General features: G+C 69.2%; 21 protein-coding genes. 19 read left to right on the top strand and 2 right to left on the bottom strand.

What is annotated here, in order from left to right; translation table 11 throughout:
* Window positions 1–4 precede the first annotated feature (4 nt).
* The 3 genes from EFY87_RS18310 to EFY87_RS18300 are packed head-to-tail and all read left to right on the top strand — an operon-like array spanning window position 5 to window position 1579.
* Window positions 5–268, top strand: a complete 264-nt coding sequence (locus EFY87_RS18310; RefSeq protein WP_123272958.1) for a phosphoribosyl-ATP diphosphatase — start codon at window positions 5–7, stop codon at window positions 266–268.
* Window positions 255–1118 carry an ATP phosphoribosyltransferase gene (gene hisG / locus EFY87_RS18305; RefSeq protein WP_123272928.1) on the top strand — a complete coding sequence of 288 codons (864 nt, stop codon included), beginning with the start codon at window positions 255–257 and terminating at the stop codon, window positions 1116–1118. Before EFY87_RS18310 ends, hisG begins: the two co-directional genes overlap by 14 nt.
* Window positions 1106–1579 carry a PH domain-containing protein gene (locus tag EFY87_RS18300; RefSeq protein ID WP_245988746.1) on the top strand — a complete coding sequence of 158 codons (474 nt, stop codon included), beginning with the start codon at window positions 1106–1108 and terminating at the stop codon, window positions 1577–1579. The genes hisG and EFY87_RS18300 overlap by 13 nt, the downstream gene beginning before the upstream one ends.
* A 9-nt stretch (window positions 1580–1588) precedes the next feature.
* Here the strand turns inward: EFY87_RS18300 and EFY87_RS18295 are convergent, their stop codons facing one another.
* Complete coding sequence (locus tag EFY87_RS18295; protein ID WP_123272926.1) at window positions 1589–2134, bottom strand: nucleoside/nucleotide kinase family protein; 546 nt, start codon at window positions 2132–2134, stop codon at window positions 1589–1591.
* A 52-nt stretch (window positions 2135–2186) separates the two neighbouring features.
* Here EFY87_RS18295 and hisF point away from each other — a divergent pair, with 52 nt between their 5' ends.
* Both hisF and EFY87_RS18285 read left to right on the top strand, forming a co-directional pair.
* Window positions 2187–2942, top strand: coding sequence for an imidazole glycerol phosphate synthase subunit HisF (hisF, locus tag EFY87_RS18290; RefSeq protein WP_123272925.1), 756 nt, complete (start codon window positions 2187–2189; stop codon window positions 2940–2942).
* The gene (locus EFY87_RS18285; RefSeq protein ID WP_123272924.1) at window positions 2939–3436 is read left to right on the top strand and encodes a GNAT family N-acetyltransferase; all 498 of its coding nucleotides are present in this window, start codon (window positions 2939–2941) and stop codon (window positions 3434–3436) included. Before hisF ends, EFY87_RS18285 begins: the two co-directional genes overlap by 4 nt.
* Before the next feature lie 130 nt (window positions 3437–3566).
* Here the strand turns inward: EFY87_RS18285 and EFY87_RS18280 are convergent, their stop codons facing one another.
* A complete protein-coding gene (locus tag EFY87_RS18280; protein WP_123272923.1) occupies window positions 3567–4211 on the bottom strand; it encodes a TIGR03085 family metal-binding protein in 645 nt (214 codons plus the stop codon).
* Between the two features lie 86 nt (window positions 4212–4297).
* Between EFY87_RS18280 and hisI the strand changes: the two genes are divergently transcribed.
* The 14 genes from hisI to pyk all read left to right on the top strand — a co-directional run bounded on the left by hisI (window position 4298) and on the right by pyk (window position 20718).
* Window positions 4298–4663, top strand: coding sequence for a phosphoribosyl-AMP cyclohydrolase (gene hisI, locus EFY87_RS18275; protein WP_123272922.1), 366 nt, complete (start codon window positions 4298–4300; stop codon window positions 4661–4663).
* A complete protein-coding gene (locus tag EFY87_RS18270; protein ID WP_123272921.1) occupies window positions 4660–6195 on the top strand; it encodes an anthranilate synthase component I in 1536 nt (511 codons plus the stop codon). Before hisI ends, EFY87_RS18270 begins: the two co-directional genes overlap by 4 nt.
* Complete coding sequence (locus EFY87_RS18265; RefSeq protein ID WP_158607709.1) at window positions 6192–6860, top strand: Trp biosynthesis-associated membrane protein; 669 nt, start codon at window positions 6192–6194, stop codon at window positions 6858–6860. The genes EFY87_RS18270 and EFY87_RS18265 overlap by 4 nt, the downstream gene beginning before the upstream one ends.
* 28 nt (window positions 6861–6888) lie before the next feature.
* Window positions 6889–7164: an HGxxPAAW family protein gene (locus EFY87_RS18260; protein WP_123272920.1), complete on the top strand. Its 276-nt coding sequence runs from the start codon at window positions 6889–6891 to the stop codon at window positions 7162–7164.
* Window positions 7165–7953, top strand: coding sequence for an indole-3-glycerol phosphate synthase TrpC (gene trpC, locus EFY87_RS18255; protein WP_123272919.1), 789 nt, complete (start codon window positions 7165–7167; stop codon window positions 7951–7953).
* Entirely contained in the window at window positions 7950–9182 is a 1233-nt protein-coding gene (gene trpB / locus EFY87_RS18250; RefSeq protein ID WP_123272918.1) for a tryptophan synthase subunit beta, read from the top strand. Before trpC ends, trpB begins: the two co-directional genes overlap by 4 nt.
* Window positions 9179–9991, top strand: a complete 813-nt coding sequence (trpA, locus tag EFY87_RS18245) for a tryptophan synthase subunit alpha (protein ID WP_123272917.1) — start codon at window positions 9179–9181, stop codon at window positions 9989–9991. Before trpB ends, trpA begins: the two co-directional genes overlap by 4 nt.
* On the top strand, window positions 9988–11097 hold the full coding sequence (gene lgt / locus EFY87_RS18240) for a prolipoprotein diacylglyceryl transferase (RefSeq protein WP_245988745.1): 1110 nt from the start codon (window positions 9988–9990) through the stop codon (window positions 11095–11097). Before trpA ends, lgt begins: the two co-directional genes overlap by 4 nt.
* A 215-nt stretch (window positions 11098–11312) precedes the next feature.
* Window positions 11313–12170 (top strand): glycosyltransferase family 2 protein, encoded by an 858-nt coding sequence (locus tag EFY87_RS18235; protein WP_245988744.1) that lies wholly within the window; start codon window positions 11313–11315, stop codon window positions 12168–12170.
* A 75-nt stretch (window positions 12171–12245) separates the two neighbouring features.
* Complete coding sequence (locus EFY87_RS18230) at window positions 12246–12488, top strand: type II toxin-antitoxin system Phd/YefM family antitoxin (protein ID WP_123272915.1); 243 nt, start codon at window positions 12246–12248, stop codon at window positions 12486–12488.
* Window positions 12482–13048, top strand: coding sequence for a type II toxin-antitoxin system VapC family toxin (locus EFY87_RS20565; protein WP_181445519.1), 567 nt, complete (start codon window positions 12482–12484; stop codon window positions 13046–13048). Before EFY87_RS18230 ends, EFY87_RS20565 begins: the two co-directional genes overlap by 7 nt.
* Complete coding sequence (gene gltB, locus EFY87_RS18220; protein ID WP_245988743.1) at window positions 13045–17595, top strand: glutamate synthase large subunit; 4551 nt, start codon at window positions 13045–13047, stop codon at window positions 17593–17595. Before EFY87_RS20565 ends, gltB begins: the two co-directional genes overlap by 4 nt.
* A complete protein-coding gene (locus EFY87_RS18215; RefSeq protein WP_123272914.1) occupies window positions 17588–19048 on the top strand; it encodes a glutamate synthase subunit beta in 1461 nt (486 codons plus the stop codon). The genes gltB and EFY87_RS18215 overlap by 8 nt, the downstream gene beginning before the upstream one ends.
* A 230-nt stretch (window positions 19049–19278) precedes the next feature.
* A complete protein-coding gene (pyk, locus tag EFY87_RS18210) occupies window positions 19279–20718 on the top strand; it encodes a pyruvate kinase (protein ID WP_123272913.1) in 1440 nt (479 codons plus the stop codon).
* Window positions 20719–20918 lie beyond the last annotated feature (200 nt).

Raw genomic sequence — 20918 nt, 5'->3', positions numbered from 1 at the left:
CGACGTGAAGACGTTCGAGCAGCTTTTCGCGGAGCTGACTGCCAAAGCCCAGGACCGGCCGGCCGATTCCGGCACCGTGCGCGAACTCGACGCCGGGGTGCATTTCATCGGCAAGAAGATCGTCGAGGAGGCCGCCGAGGTGTGGATGGCGGCCGAGCATGAGGGCACGCAGCGCGCGGCCGAGGAGATCAGCCAGTTGCTCTACCACCTGCAGGTGCTGATGGTTGCCCAGGACATCACCCTGGAGGACGTCTATGCCCACCTCTGAGCGGCTGCGCGTCGCCATGCCCAACAAGGGCGCCCTGGCCGACGCCAGCGCGCAGATCATGCGCGAGGCCGGCTACCGGGTCCGCCGGGAGGCCAAGGAGCTCGTGGTCGTCGACGCCGAGCAGCAGGTCGAGCTCTTCTATCTGCGACCGCGCGACATCGCCGTGTATGTCGGCCGCGGTCACCTCGACGTGGGCATCACCGGCCGCGATCTGCTGCTCGACTCGGGTGCACCGGCGTGCGAGGTCATGCAGCTCGGCTTCGGCGCGTCGACCTTCCGCTACGCGGCGCGCCCGGGAGACGTCACCTCGACGAACGAACTGGGCGGCAAGCGGATCGCGACGAGCTTCCCCGGGTTGGTCCGGAAAGACTTGGCGGACAAGGGTTTCGAGGCGACCGTGGTCCGCCTGGACGGTGCGGTCGAAACCGCGGTGACGCTTGGCGTCGCTGACGTCATCGCGGACGTCGTCGAGACCGGGACCACCCTGCGCAATGCCGGACTGGCGGTCTTCGGGGAGCCGATCCTGCACAGTGAGGCGGTGCTGATCCGCCCGCAGGAGCGAACCGAGCCGAGCCCGACGGTCGACATACTCGTCCGGCGGCTGCAGGGCGTCCAGACAGCGCACCGCTACGTGATGATGGACTACGACATCCGGGTCGAACTGGTCGAGCGGGCGTGCGCGCTGACGCCCGGCCTCGAGTCGCCGACCGTCTCGCCGCTGCACCGCGAGGGATATGTCGCGGTGCGTTCGATGGTGCCGCGCGGGTCGACCAACACCGTCATGGACCAGCTCTACGAGATCGGTGCGCGCGCGATCCTGGTCACCGAGATCGCGGCGTGCCGGTTGTGACCGGAGGGCAGCAGGACGCCTACGCGACGTTCCGGCCACGGCGGTCGCGCTTCGTCAGCCTGACCGTCGCGGTGGCCCTGGTCGTCGTCTTCACGGTGGTCGCGGTGCGGATCCCGCGCGGTGGGGTCACCGGCTGGAACACGCCGGACTCGGTCGCGATGGTCGTCTTCGCGGTGGCTGTCGCGGCATTCCTGCTGCGCTATGCGCTGGTGCGCGCGACACCCACGCCGCGAGGCCTGGAGGTGCGCAACCTGATCGTTTCGCGTCACCTGGAGTGGGCCGAGATCGTCAATGTGCAGTTCGGCAACGGCGCGCCCTGGCTGACCCTGGAGCTCAGTGACACCGAGACGCTCGCGGTCATGGCCGTGCAGCGCTCCGACGGCACCTTCGCCGAGGCCGAGGCACGCCGGCTGGCAGCACTGGTCGAGGTCAACAACCGGACGCCCGGGGGCGCGGACTAGCCGGCGGTGTCAGGTGGTGTGCACGACGACGTGGGCGTGCGCGCGGGTGTCGTCGGCGGCGAACAACCGGTCCTCCTGGTCGGCCCAGCGGCGCCAGTTGGGGCGGTAGGTCTCACCGTCGCGGGCCAGCGCACGCTCCTTGCGTTCCGGTTCGCCGGCTTCCAGCCAGACCCGGACGTCGACATAGCCGCGCGCGGGTGACACGCTGCTTCCAGCACCTTCCACAATGACGGTTGCAGTCTCCGGAAGTGGCACGAGATCAGCGAATTCGTCTGCGTACCAGTCAAATCGGCGGTATGCCGCGGGCTCACCCCGCCGCAGCGGCACCAGCACCTGGGCGGTCAGCAACGCGGGTATGGCGGCCAAGCCGTCCCACCCCGGACACAGGTCGTCGACATGGATCACGAGCGAACGCTCGAGCCGGTCCGCGAGCCGCTCGGCGAAGGTCGTCTTGCCGGCCCCGCTGCGGCCGTCGACCGCAATGACGACAGGCCGGCGTGCGGCCGCGCGCGCGAGCGCGGCCACCCGGTCGAGGTGCGGTGAGTCGTCATACACACCAGAGAACCTAACCGGGAGAGGCGCTGCGGGGCACGGCTACGCTGCTGCCATGTCGGTTGCGGTGCGCGTGATTCCCTGCTTGGACGTCGATGCCGGACGTGTCGTCAAGGGCGTCAATTTCGCGAACCTACGTGACGCCGGCGACCCGGTCGAACTCGCGGAGCGCTATGACCGCCAGGGCGCGGACGAGCTGACTTTCCTTGACGTGACTGCGAGTTCGGCCGGCCGGGAGACGACATACGACGTCGTCGGCCGCACCGCGGAGCAGGTCTTCATCCCGCTCACCGTCGGCGGCGGCGTGCGCACCGTCGACGATGTCGACCGGCTGCTGCGTGCCGGCGCGGACAAGGTGGGGATCAACACCGGCGCCATCGCCCGGCCGCAGGTGATCGCCGAGATCGCCGACCGGTTCGGGGCGCAGGTGCTCGTGCTGTCCGCCGATGTACGGCGTTCGCAACACGGCAATTTCGAGGTCACCACGCATGGTGGTCTCAAGTCGACGGATCTCGATGCCATCGAATGGTGCTCTCGCGCAGCGGAGTTGGGCGTGGGTGAGATCCTGCTGAACTCGATGGATGCGGATGGCACCAAGGACGGTTTCGACCTGGAACTGATCCGGGCGGTGCGATCGGAGGTGCACGTGCCGATCATCGCCAGCGGGGGAGCCGGACGCGTGGAGCACTTCGTCGAGGCGATCGACGCCGGTGCGGACGCGGTGCTGGCGGCGTCGGTCTTCCACTTCGGTCAGCTCACCATCGGCGAGGTCAAGGACGCCCTGCGCGCCGCCGGACACGAGGTGCGGTGAAGGCCGCGAGGCACTGCGAGCTGCCCGAGGTGTCGGTCGTGCGGGTGGAGCCCGACGGCTGGGAGCGCTACCGCGCGGTGCGCCTGGCGGCGCTGCAGGATGCGCCCGAGATGTTCGGCTCGACCTACGAGCGCGAGATCGCCTTCGATGAGGGCGAGTGGCGCAGGCGTGCTGAGCGCCCGGCGACGTTTCTCGCGGTTCGCGACGGCGTAGACGTCGGGATCGCGGGAGCCTACGAGTTCGACGCGGGCTGGTGTGTGATGGGCATGTGGCTGCACCCGGATGCGCGGGGCACGGGGGCGGTGGACCTGCTGCTCGCGGCGTGCGCCGACGTGGCCGTGGGGTGTGGCGCATGGAGGCTTGCGCTGTGGGTGATGGCGGACAACCCTCGCGGCATACGAGCGTATGAGCGGGGTGGATTCGCGTTCACCGGTGAACGCGAACTCGGCCGAGACGGTCGCTGGGAGCTGGCGATGGCGCGCACGCTGAGTTGACGGGGAAGCTGTCCTGAAGGCGCGACGGTCGAGAGTTAGGGACGCAAGATTGCCGGAATCCTGTCCCGAAGGCGCGACGGTCGAGAGTCAGGGACGGGAAACGACATGCACGACGCCTGTAGCGCCGGGATCAGAACCCGATCGTCGCCGCGCGGAACGCGGCGACATCCGCGTCCGAGCCGTCGAGCTCGACGTCGGCGACGCGGGCCCGGCCGAAGATGTGCAGCAGCACCTCACCCGGGGCGCCGGTGACCACCACGCTGCCGTGGTTGTCCCTGGCGCCGCGCAGGGTACGGCGGCCGTGGCCGGGACAGTCGGCGACCACTCCGGTGCGGACGCTGCGCAGACTCATCTTCCCGATCTGGGGAAGAACAGCCCACAGTGCAGCCTGCTCGCCCGCCGGCAACTCACGCCGCGCCGGCCGGTCGTCGCCGGCGCGCAGCACGTCCTCGTGGTGGATGAAGAACTCTGCGAGGTTGGCCTTCTCGTCCACGCCCGGCAGGCGAAACGGGCTCAGCCGCGGCGGGCCGCCTCGGAGCTTGCCGACCAGCTCCTCCCACGGCCGCGCGGCGATCGTGCGCTGCACCGCATCGAGGTGGCCGACCAGCAGCGGCACGAACATCCCCGCGGCAGCGTCCGGCCGGCTCTCGCGCAGCACCAGGTGTGCCGCAAGCTGACGAGCCGCCCAACCATCACACAGGGTTGGAGCGTCGGGTCCGGTCTGCAGGAACGTGTCGCACAGGGCGATGCGTTCGGCGCGCGCGAATTTCGCCATACCCGCATCATGGCGCAGTCGCGGCGTGCATAGGGCCGAACGGGTGACACGCGGCGCCGGGCGGGCGCTGAATCCGGTGGGGCACAATGGCGGTCGTGAGTTCATCGGCGCTGGATGCAGACATCGCGACGCGGCTGAAGCGCGACGACGCCGGGCTCGTGCCCGCGGTGATCCAGCAGCACGACAGCGGCGAGGTGCTGATGGTCGGCTGGATGGACGACGAAGCGCTGCACCGCACGCTGACTACCGGCCGGGTGACCTTCTGGTCACGCAGCCGCGGCGAATACTGGCGCAAGGGCGACACGTCCGGTCACGTGCAGCACGTCAGGTCGGTCGCGCTCGACTGTGACGGCGACACTCTCCTGGTGCGCGTCGACCAGGTCGGCGCCGCCTGCCACACCGGAGCCCGGACCTGCTTCTTCACCGATCTCGGGGCGGTGGCCGGCGCATGACCGTTCACGCCGAAACCGAATGGGGCCAGACGTGGCCCACGCTGCCACAGTTCCTGGAGCTCGCCGCGGAGCGGCGCGTCATACCCGTCGTGCGCCGGTTGCTCGCGGACGGCGAGACCCCGCTCGGCATCTACCGCAAGCTGGCCGGGGACCGGCAGGGCACCTTCCTGCTGGAGTCGGCCGAGCACGGCGGCGTCTGGTCACGCTATTCGATCGTCGGCGCCGACAGCCGCGCCACGCTCACCGAGGAGAGCGGCCGTGCCGTCTGGCTCGGCTCGCCGCCGGTCGGCGTACCCGTCGAAGGGACCCCCACCGACGTCCTGCGGGACACCTTGCGGGTGCTTGCCACACCCCCGATCCCGGGGTTGCCGCCGCTGACCGGGGGACTCGTCGGCTCGATCACGTATGACGCCGTCCGGCGCTGGGAACGCCTGGAGCACCCGGGCGTCGACGACCTGCACCTGCCGGAGCTCGGCATGGTGCTCGCGACCGACCTTGCGGTGCTCGACCACACCGACGGCAGCGTGCTGCTCATCGCCAACGCCGTCAACTACGACAACACCGACGCCCGCGCCGCGGAGGCCTGGGCCGACGCGGTCGACCGGCTGGACGCCATGCAGGACGCGCTCGCAGTCGATGCGCCGAGCACCGTGTCGGTGCCCGAGCCGGTCGAGCTGTCGCCCGTGAGCACCCACACCCGCGAGCAATACCACGACATGGTCGAGGTCGCGAAGGAAGAGATCCGTTCCGGCGAGGCTTTCCAAATCGTTGTGTCCCAACGGTTTTCGGTGCCGTGTGGTGCGGATGCCCTCGACGTCTACCGCGCGCTGCGGGCGGGCAACCCGAGCCCTTACATGTATCTGCTGCGCCTGCCGCACCCCGACGGATCCACCTACGAAATCGTCGGGTCGAGCCCCGAGGCACTGGTGAAGGTGACGGGGGAGCAGGTCATCACGCACCCGATCGCCGGGTCGCGCCCGCGTGGGAAGAGCCCCGAGCAGGACGAGGACCTGGCCGACGAGTTGATTGCGGACCCGAAGGAACGCGCGGAACACCTGATGCTGGTGGACCTGGCGCGCAACGACCTGCAGAAGGTCTGCGACGCCGGCACGGTCGACACGGTGGAGTTCATGCGAATCCGCCGCTACAGCCACATCATGCACCTGGAGTCGACCGTGGTCGGCCGGCTCAGCGAGGGGCGTTCGGCATACGACGTACTCGTCGCGACCTTCCCCGCGGGCACGCTCAGCGGCGCGCCGAAACCGCGCGCCATGCAGATCATCGACCGCCTGGAAGGCATCCGCCGCGGCGTGTATGGCGGGGTCGTCGGCTATTTCGACTTCGCCGGCGACCTCGACATGGCCATCGCCATCCGCACCGCGCTGATCAAGGACCAGGTCGCCTACGTGCAGGCCGGAGCCGGGATCGTCGCCGACTCGGTGCCGGAGAGCGAATACCAGGAGACGCGCACCAAGGCGGCGGCCGCACTGCGCGCCGTCGCGATCGCGAGCGGCATGCGGGGGATCGGGTGAGCACCGAGCCTGACGTGCAGCCCGCCAAGCGTCCATCGAAGGGACTGACCTCGAAACGCTCGGTGCTCATCGTCGGCGCGCTCGCCGTGATCCTGCTGGTCGTGGCGAACGGCCGCACCTGGGTCAGCGGCACGGTCACGGATGCCGTGCTCCGGCATGCCCATACGACCGCCTCCGGCAGCAAGGCGGCGCCCGCGCTGCTGGCGACTGCGCTGGTCGGCGCCGCGGCGGTGCTGGCCACGCTGACCACCGGACGTATGCCGCGCTGGATCGCGGCCGTGCTCACCCTGCTCGCCGGCGTCGTGAGCGTCATCGCAGCGCTGGCCGCGGTCCGCAACCCGGCCCGGACGATCGGCGACATCGCCACCTCGATGACTGGGCACACAGGCGACCGGACGGTCGACACCAGCCTGACGATCTGGCCGTGGGTCGCCGTGTTCGGCGGCATCCTGCTGGCCCTGACCGGGGTCCTCGCGATCGCCGGCGTCCGCAGCTGGTCCGGCCTGTCCAGCAGGTATGACGCGCCCGGGTCGAAGCCGGTCCGCACCCGCTCCGACTGGGACCTGCTCTCGGATGGTGAGGACCCGACCGACCGCCCCGACGGGTCTGACACAATCGACGAACGGCGCCCGCCCGAATCACCGGCCGGGCAGGACAAGTCGTGACAGAAACACATCGAAGGAGCAGCGGCTGATGGCCGAAGAATTCCACGAAGTCCACGAGGACCACGGACACAGCGTCGCCGCGTGGACAACCGTGGTGTTCCTGCTCGTGGCCGCGCTCTGCGTCGGCGTCGGTGTCGCCTGGGGTCTGCACCCCTTCTACTACCTCGGCGGCGCACTGGCCGTCGTCGGTGTCATCGCCGGAAAGGTCCTCTACAAGATGGGCTTCGGCAACCACCACGTGCTGAGCGCGCCGCCCCTCACTGCGGAGGAGCAGGCCAAGCTCGACGCGCAGCAGGCGTCCTAGGTGGCCACGGTCCTCGACGACATCATCGCCGGCGTCCGGGAGGACCTTGCCGACCGCGAGCGGGAAACGTCCGCGCAGGAGATCGCGCGGCGCGCCGCGGAAGCTGCGCCCGCGCTCGATGCGCTGACCGTCTTCCGCGCGGCCGGGCCGGTGAAGGTCATCGCCGAGGTGAAGCGGCGCAGCCCGAGCAAGGGCGACCTGGCGAGCATCCCCGATCCGGCGCGACTGGCAGCGGCATACGAGGCAGGGGGTGCAACCGCGATCTCGGTGCTGACCGAACGCCGCCGGTTCGGCGGCTCCCTCGCTGACCTGGACGCCGTGCGTGCCGCGGTCTCGATTCCGGTGCTGCGCAAGGATTTCATGGTCGAGCACTACCAGCTCGACGAAGCGCGGGCGCACGGCGCCGACCTCATCCTGCTGATCGTCGCTGCCCTCGACGACGCGCAGCTGCGTGACCTCTTCCAGCACGCCACGGCGCTCGGTATGACGGCGCTGGTCGAGACACACGACGAAGCCGAGATCGACCGGGCCCTCGCCATCGACGCCCAGCTGATCGGCGTCAACGCGCGCAACCTGAAGACTCTCGAGGTCGACCCCGCGGTGTTCGCCCGGCTGGCTCCACGCATCCCGCACGGGCGGGTGCGCGTGGCCGAGTCCGGCATACGCGGCCCGCAGGATGTCGCCGGCTACGTGGCGGACGGAGCCGATGCGGTGCTGGTCGGCGAAGCGCTGGTCACCGGCGGCGACCCACGCGCGGCAGTGACGCAGCTGATCGAAGGATCCCGATGACCGAACAACCCACCACCCAGGCAGCGCCGCCGCTCGGCCGGTTCGGTGCGTACGGCGGACGCTATGTCCCCGAGGCGCTGGTCGCCGCGCTGGAGGAGCTCGACGAGCACCGCACCAAGGCGATGGCTGACCCGGCGTTTCTCGGCGAGCTGGCCGAGTTGCACCGCAGCTATACCGGGCGTCCGAGCATCATCACCCCGGTCCGCCGGTTCGGTGACGAGCATTGCGGCGGCGCGCAGGTCGTGCTCAAGCGCGAGGATCTCAACCACACTGGTTCGCACAAGATCAACAACGTGCTCGGGCAGGCGCTGCTCACCAAGCGGATGGGCAAGACCCGGGTGATCGCCGAGACCGGCGCCGGTCAGCACGGGGTGGCGACCGCGACCGCCGCGGCACTCATGGGGCTGGACTGCACGGTCTACATGGGTCGCGTCGACACCGAGCGGCAAGCGCTCAATGTGGCCCGGATGCGGCTGCTCGGCGCCGAAGTCGTGCCGGTCGACCACGGGTCGCGCACGCTGAAGGATGCGGTCAACGAGGCGTTCCGCGACTGGGTGGCCAACGTCGAGCACACCCACTACGTGCTGGGCACGGTGACCGGACCCTACCCGTTCCCGGAGATGGTCCGTGACTTCCACCGCATCATCGGTGTCGAGGCACGTGCGCAGCTGCTCGACGAGTTCGGCCGGCTGCCGGATGCGGTGCTGGCCTGTGTCGGCGGCGGCTCGAACGCGATGGGCATCTTCCACCGGTTCATCGACGACGCCGGCGTTCGGCTGATCGGTCTCGAAGGCGGCGGCGACGGTCCCGCCTCGGGCCGGCATGCTTCCCGCTTCAGCGGCGAGGCCACACCGGGCGTGCTGCACGGCGCCTTCACCTACGTGCTGCAGGACGACGAGGGTCAGACGATCGAATCCCATTCGGTGTCAGCGGGTTTGGACTACCCGAGCGTCGGACCGGAACATGCCTACCTGCGCGACTCGGGTCGCGCCGACTACTACCCGATCACCGACCACGAGGCGATGACAGCGTTCGAGGCGCTGTCCCGCACGGAGGGCATCCTGCCCGCGATCGAGAGCGCGCACGCCCTGGCCGGCGCGATGAAGATCGGCCGCGAGCTCGGCCCGGACGCACTGCTACTGGTCAGCCTGTCCGGCCGGGGTGACAAGGACGTGCACACGGCCGCGAAGTGGTTCGGCCTGCTGGACGAGAGGGATTCGGACGTATGACGACAGAGCTGCAGCGCAGCGGTGTGTCCGCGACGCTCGCACGCGCCAAGGGTGCGCGCCGGGCGGCCCTGATCGGTTACCTACCGGTGGGCTATCCCGACGTCGACACCTCGATCGAGGCGATGGTGACCATGGTGCGCGCGGGCGTCGACGTCGTGGAAATCGGTGTGCCCTATACCGATCCGCTGATGGATGGCCCGATCATCCAGACGGCCGCGACCGGAGCGCTCGCGGCCGGAGTGCGGGTGCGCGACGTCTTCCGGGCGGCCGAGGCCGTCGCCGGCGCAGGCGCGTCCTGTGAGGTGATGACCTACTGGAATCCCGTGTTGCGCTACGGCGTCGACGCCTTCGCGCGAGACCTGGCGTCGTCCGGCGGATCCGGCCTCATCACACCGGATCTCGTGCCGGACGAGGCAGCGGACTGGATCGCCGCGAGCGACGCGCACGGTCTCGACCGGGTCTTCCTGATCGCGCCGAGCTCCACCCCGGAACGCCTGGTCACCACTACCGCGGCCTGCCGCGGCTTCGTCTACGCGGCGTCGCTGATGGGCGTCACCGGTGCGCGTTCCTCGGTCGGCTCCGCCGCTGCCGAGCTGGTCCGCCGCGCCCGGGAGGTGACGGACACCCCACTGTGTGTCGGTCTCGGCGTCTCGACCGGCGAACAGGCCCACGAGGTGGCCGGATTCGCCGACGGCGTGATCGTCGGGTCCGCGCTGGTCGCGACGCTCGTGCAGGCTCCGGACAACCGAGCCGGGCTGATTGCCCTCGCCGCGAAGGCGACCGAGCTGGCCGAAGGAGTGCGTCAGTGATCACCGAAGCGTCATACTTCCCGAGCCCGACAGTCGGGGTCTTCTGGCTGGGGCCGTTCCCGATCCGGATGTACGCGCTGTGCATCCTCACCGGGATCGTCATCGCCGTCTGGGTGGCCGGCCGGCGCCTGGAGGACCGGGGCTACCGGCGTGAGGTCATCTTCGACATCGCCTGGTGGGCCGTGCCGTTCGGCATCATCGGTGGCCGGATCTACAACGTCATCACCTCGCCGCAGCCCTATTTCGGCAAGGGCGGCAACCCCTGGGACGCGTTCGCGATCTGGCACGGCGGGCTCGGCATCTGGGGTGCGGTTGCGATCGGCGCGATCGGCGGATACATCGGCTGCCGCAAACACGGCGTGCGCTTCCTCGACTTTGCCGACGCGGGCGCTCCGGGCGTCTGCCTGGCACACGCGCTCGGGCGCTGGGGCAACTACTTCAACAACGAATTGCACGGCCGCCCCACCGATTTGCCGTGGCGGCTGAAGATCTATCAGTGGGACGAAAGCGCCGGGCACGCCGTGCACGACAGCGCCGGGCACCCGATCGTCGCCGGGTATTTCCAGCCGACCTTCCTCTACGAGTCGCTCTTCCTGCTGCTGCTCGCGCTGTTCATCGTGCTGCTGGACCGGCGCTACACGCTGGGTCGCGGCCGGTGCTTCTTCCTGTATGTCGCCCTATACCCCTGCGGTCGCATCTGGATGGAGTGGCTGCGCGACGACCCGGCCAACCGGATCCTCGGCCAGCGGGTCAATGTCTGGGTGTGTGTGCTGGTGTTCATCATCGGCGTGATCGGTTACCGGATGTGTGCCCGCCGCTACCCCAACGGTTTCCGTGAGCCCGTCTCGGCTGTCGCCGCGCAGGAACTCGCGGATCACCTCGCGGCCGTCGGGAAGGACGCCGCCGAAAAGAAGGCGGCGGGTGGAGGCGACGCGGGCTCGACGGCCGACGGGGGCGACGCGGGACCGGGCGACGATGGAGCCGACCCACCCGCCAATGAAGCCGACCCACCCGCCGATGGAGCCCCCGCCAATGAAGCCGACCCACCCGCCGATGGAGCCCCCGCCGCCGACGCGGCGCACGCCCAACCCGCCGGCGACGACTGATCCGCCGAGCGGGGTACTTCCGCGCCGAGCGGGGTAGAACTGACTGCGGAATCGGGTGCTGGTTGTACCCCGGTCGGTGAATATGTACCCCGCTCGGCGAGCAGTGGCCGGGCCGACGAAGGAGAAGGACGATCGAACCCGGAGCTGACACCGCCGACTCGGGTGACGCGCGCGACGCAGCACGAGCAGGTGACGTCATACCTGCCTTCGGGGTGGTGGTGCTGACACAGGGCACCCGGCCCGTGGAGTTGCGGCGCGGCCTGGATTCGCTGCTGCGCCAGACCGGCGTCCGGCTCGACATCGTGGTGGTCGGCAACGGATGGCAGCCGGTCGACCTGCCCGACCGCGTGCTGCCGCTCGCGCTGCCGGAGAACGTCGGCATCCCGGCCGGCCGCAACGCCGGCGTCGGCCACGTGGCCGGCGACCTACTCTTCTTCCTCGACGACGACGCCTGGCTGCTGGACGACGACTTCCTCGCGCAGTGCGCCGCGCGGTTCGCGGCCGACCGCACGATCGGCATGATCCAGCCGCGGATCGAGGATCCGGCGGCGCACGAACTGCCGACCCGCTGGATCCCGCGGCTGCGCAAGGGGAGTCCCTATCACTCCTCCAACGTGTTCTCGGTCGTCGAGATGGCTGTCGCCATACGCCGTGAGGTGTTCGAGCGGACGCTTGGCTGGCCGGCCTCGTTCTTCTACGCGCACGAGGGCATCGAGCTCGCCTGGCGGGTCTGGGGCGCCGGCAGTCGCGTGGTGTATGACGGCAGCCTGCGCGCCGGGCACCCGGTGATCGACCCGCGGCGGCACGACGACTACTACCTGAAGAACGCCCGCAACCGGGTGTGGCTGGCGCGGCGCAATCTGCCCTGGCCGGTGAGCTGGGCGTATGTCGGCACTTGGACCGCGGTGCAGGTGGCGCGTTCGCGCCGGGCGCCGCAGACCCTGCGTCCCTGGTTCGCCGGCTGGCGGGAGGGCTGGACCGAGCAGCCCTGGGCACCGGGCGAACAGCACGGCAAGCTGCCCTGGTCGGCCGTATGGCGGATGGGTCGCGGCGGTCGCTGGCCGGTCGTCTGAGCGCTGTTCCGCGTGCGAGTCAGCGCATTGTCACGGGTGCTACTCCATGCTACATGGAGGAGCACCCATCGCGAGATGCGTAAGAGCAGCGCCGAGGTGCTGCGCCGGGTCGAGGCCGGCGAGTCTCTCCAGGTGAGCAACCGCGGCCGGGTCGTCGCCGTCATCGTCCCGGCGGGAGCGGATCCGCTCGACAGCGTGATAGCACGCGGCGCGGCTCGTCCAGCCAAGCGCGGCCTCACCGCGCTGAGAGACATCCGACGCGGCACATCGTCCACGAGCACTGCCGAGTTGCTCGCGGACGCCCGCGGCCGGTGGTGACCTCGCTCTCCTGCCTCGACGCGTCGGCGGCGATGAAGCTGCTCGTCGAGGAGGCCGAATCCGATGCCCTGGTCAGGGAGCTGACCGGTTCCGGCAGGACGCTCGTGGCGTCGTGGTTGCTGCACATCGAGTTGCACTGTGCCGCCGGACGGAATCCGCAGGTGATCGAAGGTGCTGCCCTCGCCACCGTGCTTGATGTGGTGAACCTCGACGTCACGCGCGGTGACCTGCTCTCCGCGGGAACGCACGCACCGCTGCGCTCACACGACGCGATCCACCTCGCCGTCGGGCTGCGTCTGGGTGCGAGCGAGATGATCACCTACGATGCGGGACTCTCCGCCGCAGCGACTGCGGCGGGGCTCGCGGTCATCGCCGGCCTAGCGGCCGCGACACGGGGGACTCACTGTCCCGTCTCGCATCATGAGAGCCGGGGTCCACGTTGTGGTCATGGGGAACGTCCAGGTATGGTGGTCGGGCCTTGCTGGCCAGCGTCGTCCACGAGGTTCGGTTCCTCATTGAACGGCGCGCTGCTGGTGCCGTTCCGGACGACTGGACGGTGAGTTGGTTGACGGCGCAGGGAAGTTTCTCCGCAGTTCCGGCGGCACAAGGGCTCTACGACCCGACACGCGAACATGACGCGTGCGGCGTCGCGATGGTCGCCACCATGCGCGGCACGCCCGGTCATGACATCGTCGACCACGCACTGACCGCACTGCGCAACCTCGAGCACCGCGGTGCGACGGGTGCGGACCCGGCGGTCGGCGACGGTGCCGGCATACTCACCCAGCTTCCGGACGAGTTCTTCCGCGCAGTCTGCGATTTCGGCCTCCCCGCCAAGGGGTCGTATGCCGTCGGCCTCGCCTTCCTCCCGGTCGACCCCGACGAGCAGTGGTACATCGGCGAGCGCTTTGCTGAGATCGCCGCCGAGGAAGGGCTGCGGGTCGTGGGCTGGCGCGACGTGCCGACCGACCCGACACTGGTCGGCGCTGCGGCACGTGAGGTGATGCCGGTCTTCCGTCAGGCGTTCGTCGCCGCCGCGGACGGCGAGTTGTCCGGTGTCGAGCTGGACCGGAAGGCTTTCGCGCTGCGCAAGCGCATCGAGTCCGAGCGACAGGTCTACTTCCCGTCGCTGTCCTGCCGCACCGTCGTCTACAAGGGGATGCTGACGACCGGCCAGCTGGAGCCGTTCTACCCGGACCTGTCGGACCGGCGCTTTACGACCGAACTGGCCCTGGTGCACTCGCGCTTCTCGACCAACACCTTCCCGTCCTGGCCGCTGTCGCACCCCTACCGGCTGATCGCTCACAACGGTGAGATCAACACGGTGCGCGGCAACCGCAACTGGATGCGTGCACGCGAATCCACCTTGCGCAGTGACGTTTTCGGCGGCGACATCGAGCGTCTCTTCCCGATCTGCACGCCTTCGGGCTCCGACTCCGCCAGCTTCGACGAGGTGCTGGAGCTGCTGCACCTGGGCGGCCGCAGCCTGCCGCACGCCGTGCTGATGATGATCCCGGAGGCGTGGGAGAACCACGCGACGATGGATCCGGCCCGCCGGGCGTTCTACGAATACCACGCGGCGATCATGGAGCCGTGGGACGGACCCGCGTGTGTCGCGTTCACCGACGGGACGCTCGTCGGCGCGGTGCTCGACCGCAACGGCCTGCGGCCGGGGCGGTATGCCGTGACGGACGACGGGCTGGTGGTGCTCGCGTCGGAGGCCGGCGTGCTCGACCTGGATCCCGCGCACGTCGTTCGCAAGGGCCGGCTGCAGCCGGGCCGGATGTTTCTGGTCGACACTGCACAGGGGCGACTGATCAGCGACGACGAGATCAAGCGCGACCTGGCCGCGGAGCACCCCTACGAGGACTGGCTGCACGCCGGCATCATCAAGCTGTCCGAGCGCCCAGAGCGCGAACACGTCTGGCACACACCGGCTTCCGTGGTGCGCCGGCAGCAGACGTTCGGCTACACGCATGAGGAGCTGCGGCTGCTGCTGACCCCGATGGCGACCTCGGGGGGTGAGGCGCTCGGTTCGATGGGCACCGACACTCCGGTCGCCGTCCTGTCCGACCGTCCGCGGCTGCTCTTCGACTACTTCAGTCAGTTGTTCGCGCAGGTGACCAACCCGCCGCTGGACGCGATCCGCGAGGAGCTGGTGACCTCGCTCGGCTCGCTGATGGGGCCGGAGCACAATGCGCTGGAGGTCGGGCCACAGCACGCGCGGCAGGTGGAGCTCGCCTTCCCGGTCATCGACAACGACGAGCTGGCCAAGCTGGTCAACCTCAACAACGAGGGTGACTTCCCCGGCTATCAGACTTACGTCATCCGCGGCACCTACCGCGTCGCCGGCGGCACCAGCGCGCTGCGTGCGCGCCTGAAGGGCATCTGTGCCGAGGTGTCGCAGGCGATCGAGGACGGGCACCGGTTCGTGGTGCTGTCCGACCGGGAGAGCACGGCTGCGTTCGCGCCGATCCCGTCGCTGCTGCTGACCGCGGCGGTCCACCATCACCTGGTGCGGGAGAAGACCCGCACGCAGGTCGGGCTGCTCGTGGAGGCGGGCGACGTGCGCGAGGTCCACCATGTCGCGTTGCTGATCGGGTATGGCGCAGCCGCCGTCAACCCTTATCTGGCAATGGAATCGGTGGAGGATCTGGTCCGTCGCGGGTTCATCTCCGGGATCACGCCGGAGCAGGCGGTGCAGAACCTCATCAAGGCGCTCGGCAAGGGCGTGCTGAAGGTGATGTCCAAGATGGGCATCTCGACGGTCGCGTCATACCGCGGGGCGCAGGTGTTCGAGGCACTCGGCCTCGCGCAGTCGGTGATCGACGAATACTTCACCGGCACCGTGTCCCGCCTCGGCGGCATCGGGCTCGACGAGATCGCGGGCGAGATCGCCGAGCGGCACCAGACGGCCTACCCCAAGAACGGGCAGCAGCTGCCGCACCGGACGCTGGAGACCGGCGGCGAATACCAGTGGCGCCGCGAGGGTCCGCCGCACCTCTTCGACCCGGACACTGTTTTCCGCCTGCAGCACGCCACCCGCTCGCGGCGCTACGACATTTTCAAGCAGTACACTCAGCGGGTCGACGACCAGGCCGAGCGGCTGATGACGCTGCGAGGGCTGTTCTCTTTCAAGCAGATCCGGCCGAGCATCCCGATCGAGGAGGTCGAGCCGGCGTCCGCCATCGTGCGACGCTTCTCGACCGGCGCGATGAGCTACGGCTCGATCAGCAAGGAGGCGCACGAGACACTGGCGATCGCGATGAACCGCCTGGGCGCGCGTTCCAACACCGGTGAGGGCGGGGAGGACCTGGACCGCCTGCTCGACCCGGAGCGCCGTTCGTCGATCAAGCAGGTGGCGTCCGGCCGCTTCGGGGTCACCTCCGTCTACTTGACCGAAGCGGACGACATCCAGATCAAGATGGCGCAGGGCGCGAAGCCAGGTGAGGGTGGCCAGCTGCCCGGGCACAAGGTCTACCCGTGGGTTGCCGGCACACGTCATTCGACGCCCGGCGTCGGTTTGATCTCGCCGCCTCCGCACCATGACATCTACTCGATCGAGGATCTCGCGCAGCTGATTCACGACCTGAAGAACGCCAACCCGCAGGCGCGCATTCACGTCAAGCTCGTCTCGGAGGTCGGCGTCGGCACTGTCGCGGCCGGCGTGTCGAAGGCCCATGCCGATGTCGTGCTGATCTCCGGTCATGACGGCGGCACCGGTGCGGCGCCGCTGACGTCGCTGAAGCACGCGGGCGGGCCGTGGGAGCTGGGACTGGCCGAGACCCAGCAAACGTTGCTGCTCAACGGTTTACGCGACCGCATCGTCGTGCAGACCGACGGCCAGCTGAAGACCGGACGCGATGTGGTGGTGGCCGCGCTGCTCGGCGCGGAGGAGTTCGGTTTCGCGACCGCACCGCTCGTGGTCAGCGGCTGCATCATGATGCGGGTCTGCCACCTCGACACCTGCCCCGTCGGCGTCGCCACGCAGAACCCGGAGCTGCGCGCACGGTTCAGCGGCAAGCCGGAGTTTGTCGAGAAGTTCTTCGAGTACATCGCCGAGGAAGTGCGAGAACTGTTGGCCCAGTTGGGTTTCCGCTCCATCGAGGAAGCTGTCGGGCAGGTCGGCGCGCTGGATGCCGAGCGCGCGATCGACCACTGGAAGGCTGCCGGCCTGGACCTCTCGCCGATCCTCGCCGACGTCGAGTTGCCCGCGGGCACGCTGCGGCGGCACGCCGTCGCGCAGGATCACGGCCTGGCCAAGGCACTCGACCAGCAGCTGATCACGATGAGCCGCGACGCACTCGAAGACCGGTCCCCGGTGCGCATCGACCTGCCGGTCGCCAACGTCAACCGCACCGTCGGCACCATGCTCGGTCACGAGGTGACCAAGCGCTACCCGGAGGGCCTGCCGGACCAGACGATCGATATCGCACTGACCGGTTCGGCTGGTCAGTCGCTCGGGGCGTTCCTTCCGGCAGGCATCACCCTGCGGCTCTTCGGCGAAGCGAACGACTATGTCGGCAAAGGCCTTTCGGGCGGTAGGGTGGTCGTGCGGCCGCTACGTGACGCGTCGCTGGTTGCCGAGCAGAACGTCGTCGCGGGCAACGTCATCGGGTATGGCGCGACGACCGGCGAACTCTTCCTGCGCGGGATCGTCGGGGAGCGCTTCTGCGTGCGCAACTCCGGCGCGACCGCGGTCGTCGAGGGCGTGGGCGACCACGGCCTCGAATACATGACTGGCGGCACGGCAGTGATCCTCGGCCCGACCGGACGCAATCTCGGTGCCGGTATGTCGGGAGGCGTCGCCTACGTGCTGGACCTCGACGAGCACCTGGTCAACCGGGAGCTGGTCGACGTCAGCCCGCTGCGCGAGCAGGACCTCGCGGCACTGCACGGCTTGCTGGAGAAGCATCTCGAGTGGACCGAATCCGCAGTGGCCGCAAAGCTGCTCGCGCAGTGGCCGGTCAGTGCCGAGCGATTCTCACTGGTGCTGCCGCGGGCCTACCAGCAGGTGCTCGACGTGCGCGCACACGCGGCAGACGAAGGACTCGACCCGGACGGCGAAGCCGTCTGGGAACGCATCATGGAGGTGTCCCGTGGCTGACCCACGCGGTTTCCTGAAGGTCCGGGAGCGTAGCCTCCCCGCCCGTCGCCCGGTGCCGGTGCGCATCCGCGACTGGAAAGAGGTCTACGAAGAGCAGCAGCGCGCGGATCTGCAGGAGCAGGCCGGCCGCTGCATGGACTGTGGCATCCCGTTCTGTCATTCGGGCTGTCCTCTCGGCAACCTGATCCCGGAGTGGAACACCCTTGCCTGGCGCGGGGATTGGCCGGACGCGATCGATCGGCTGCACGCCACCAACAACTTCCCCGAGTTCACCGGGAGGCTGTGCCCGGCGCCGTGCGAGACGGCGTGCGTGCTCGGCATCAGCGAGCCGGCTGTCACGATCAAGCAGGTCGAGCTGACCACGATCGAGGAGGCATTCGAGACCGGCACCGTCATACCGCTGCCACCGGAACGGCTGACCGGGCGCACCGTCGCCGTCGTCGGCTCCGGGCCGGCCGGACTTGCCGCCGCGCAGCAGCTCACGCGTGCGGGTCACACGGTCGCGGTCTTCGAACGTGCAGACAAGCCAGGCGGATTGCTGCGCTACGGGATCCCCGAGTTCAAGATGGAGAAGGCTGTCGTCGACCGCCGCATCGAGCAGATGACCGCCGAAGGCACCCGCTTCCGGTGCAACACGGAGGTCGGCACGGACATCAGCTGGGCGCAATTGCGGTCCCGGTATGACGCCGTCGTCGTCGCGATCGGTGCGACCGTCGCGCGGGACCTGCCGGTGGACGGACGGGAGCTGGACGGCTTCGTGCAGGCGATGGACTTCCTGCCGCCGGCGAACCGGGCCGCCCTGGGTGAGCACGTCGCGGACCAGGTCACCGCCGAGGGCAAGCACGTGATCGTGATCGGCGGCGGCGACACCGGCGCGGACTGCATCGGCACGTCGCACCGGCAGGGCGCCGCGTCGGTGACCTCGCTGGAGATTATGCCGCGACCGGGGGAGGAGCGCTCCCCGCAGCACCCGTGGCCGACCTATCCGATGATCTTCCGGGTCGCGACCGCGCACGAGGAGGGTGGCGAGCGGGTCTACTCCATGAGCACGAAGGAGGCGTTGAACGACGGCACCGGCCGGCTCCGTGCGTTGCGCGTCGTCGAAGTGCGTTCCGGCGCAAGCGGTTTCGAGGAGATCGAAGGGTCGGAGCGGGAGTTGCGCGCCGACCTGGTGCTGCTCGCGATGGGCTTCCTCGGACCGCTGACTGAGAGCCTGGTCGAGGAGCTCGGCGTCGAACTCGACGAGCGCTCGAACATGCGCCGGGACGGCAACTTCATGTCGTCGGTGCCCGGCGTGTTCGTCGCGGGTGATGCGGGGCGCGGCCAGTCGCTGATCGTGTGGGCGATTGCCGAGGGTCGCGCCGCCGCGCGTGGTGTCGACGCGTTCCTGTCCGGCGGGCATTCCGACCTCCCGGCACCGATCGCGCCGACCGACCGCCCGCTCACTGTCTGAGCGGCGGGCCTGCGGGGCGCGGGGTTGCGCGGTGCGGGGTTGCGTCCCGAACTCTCGGCGGTCGCGCCTTCGGGACGGGATTGCTCGGTGTTTTGGTCCCGGACTCTCGACGGTTGCGCCTTCGGGACGCCGCAGCGCTGATTTCGCGTGCCGACACTACTCACTCGTATGCCGGGACGTATGCCGAGACCACGTGCTCGGCATGCGGTCGGCTCACTAAGGTTGCGGATATGCGTCGAGCCAAAATCGTTGCCACTCTTGGACCTGCCACTTCCAGCCCCGAAAAGATCCGTGCTCTCGTCGACGCCGGTATGGACGTCGCCCGGCTGAACCTCTCGCACGGGGCCTACGAAGACCACGAGAAGATCTACCGGGCGATCCGCGAGGCGTCGAACCAGTCGGGCCGGGCGGTATGCGTCATGTGTGACCTGCAGGGCCCGAAGATCCGCACCGGACGATTCGCCGACGGCCCGATCGAGCTGGCGAAGGGCGACGAGTTCACCATCACGGTGGACGATGTGCTGGGGGATCAGAGCCGAGTTTCTACCACCTACAAGGGATTGCCGGGCGACGTGCGGGCCGGTGACCTGCTGCTCATCGATGACGGCAAGGTCTGTCTGCGCGCCCAGGAGGTGACCGACACCGACGTGCACACCGAGGTCGTCGAAGGTGGCACGGTCTCCAACAACAAGGGCATCAACCTGCCCGGTGTCGCGGTGAGCGTGCCCGCGCTGTCGGAGAAGGACGAGGCGGACCTGCGATGGGCGCTGCAACTCGGCACCGATGTCGTCGCGCTCTCCTTCGTGCGGGACGCTTCCGACATACGTCGGGCGCACGAGATTATGGCCGAGGAAGGCCGACGCGTGCCCGTGATCGCGAAGGTCGAAAAGCCGCAGGCCGTCGAGAACCTCGCCGCCATCGTCAACGCATTTGACGGGGTGATGGTGGCGCGCGGAGACCTCGGGGTGGAACTCCCGCTCGAAGAGGTGCCGATCGTGCAGAAGGTCGCCGTCGAGCTGTGCCGGCGCAACGCGAAGCCGGTCATCGTGGCGACCCAGGTGCTGGAGTCGATGATCGAGAACTCCCGGCCGACGCGCGCCGAGGCCAGCGACTGCGCGAATGCCGTCCTCGACGGAGCAGACGCGATCATGCTGTCCGGCGAGACGAGCGTCGGCGCCTGGCCGATCGAAGCGGTGCAGACGATGGCCCGCATCATCGACAGCACCGAGGAGCACGGTCTCGACCGGGTGCCGGCCCTCGGCACCCGCCCGCACACCATGGGCGGCGCCGTCACCGCGGCAGCTGCCGAGGTCGGCGACCTGCTGAACGTGCGCTACCTGGTCACCTTCACCGCGTCCGGCGACTCCGCGAAGCGGATGGCGCGCATCCGCAGCTCCCGCCCGATGCTCGCCTTCACACCCGAGCAGTCGACCCGCTCGCAGCTGGCGCTGGTCTGGGGCGTCGAGACCTATCTCGTGCCGGAGGTGAAGCACACCGACATGATGGCGATGCAGGTCGACGAGACGCTGCTCGCCGAAGGCCGCGCTGAGGAGGGCGACCTGGTCATCATCGTGGCCGGCTCCCCGCCCGGCATCCCCGGCTCCACCAACGCGCTGCGGGTGCACCGGATGGGCGACGCCAAGAACAAGGTTGCCCCGGCATACCACTGAGTTTTCTTGCTCCGGCTGCGTTTTTTGCTCCGGCTCCTCGCGAATCGAGTGGCGGGCTAGGGCGTGTCCTGCGAATGATGTGAGTCGGTGTTACCGATGATGCTGGCGTGGTTGGACGTGGTGAGTTGACGGACGCGGCGTGGGAGCGGATCGGACCGTTGTTGCCACCCTCGGGTGGGCGTGGCGGGCAGTGGCGTGAT

The organism is Flexivirga caeni, assembly GCF_003724155.1.
Classification (GTDB): domain Bacteria; phylum Actinomycetota; class Actinomycetes; order Actinomycetales; family Dermatophilaceae; genus Flexivirga; species Flexivirga caeni.
Note: the sequence above shows the minus strand (reverse complement) of the source record. Positions and strands in the feature narration are given on the sequence as shown.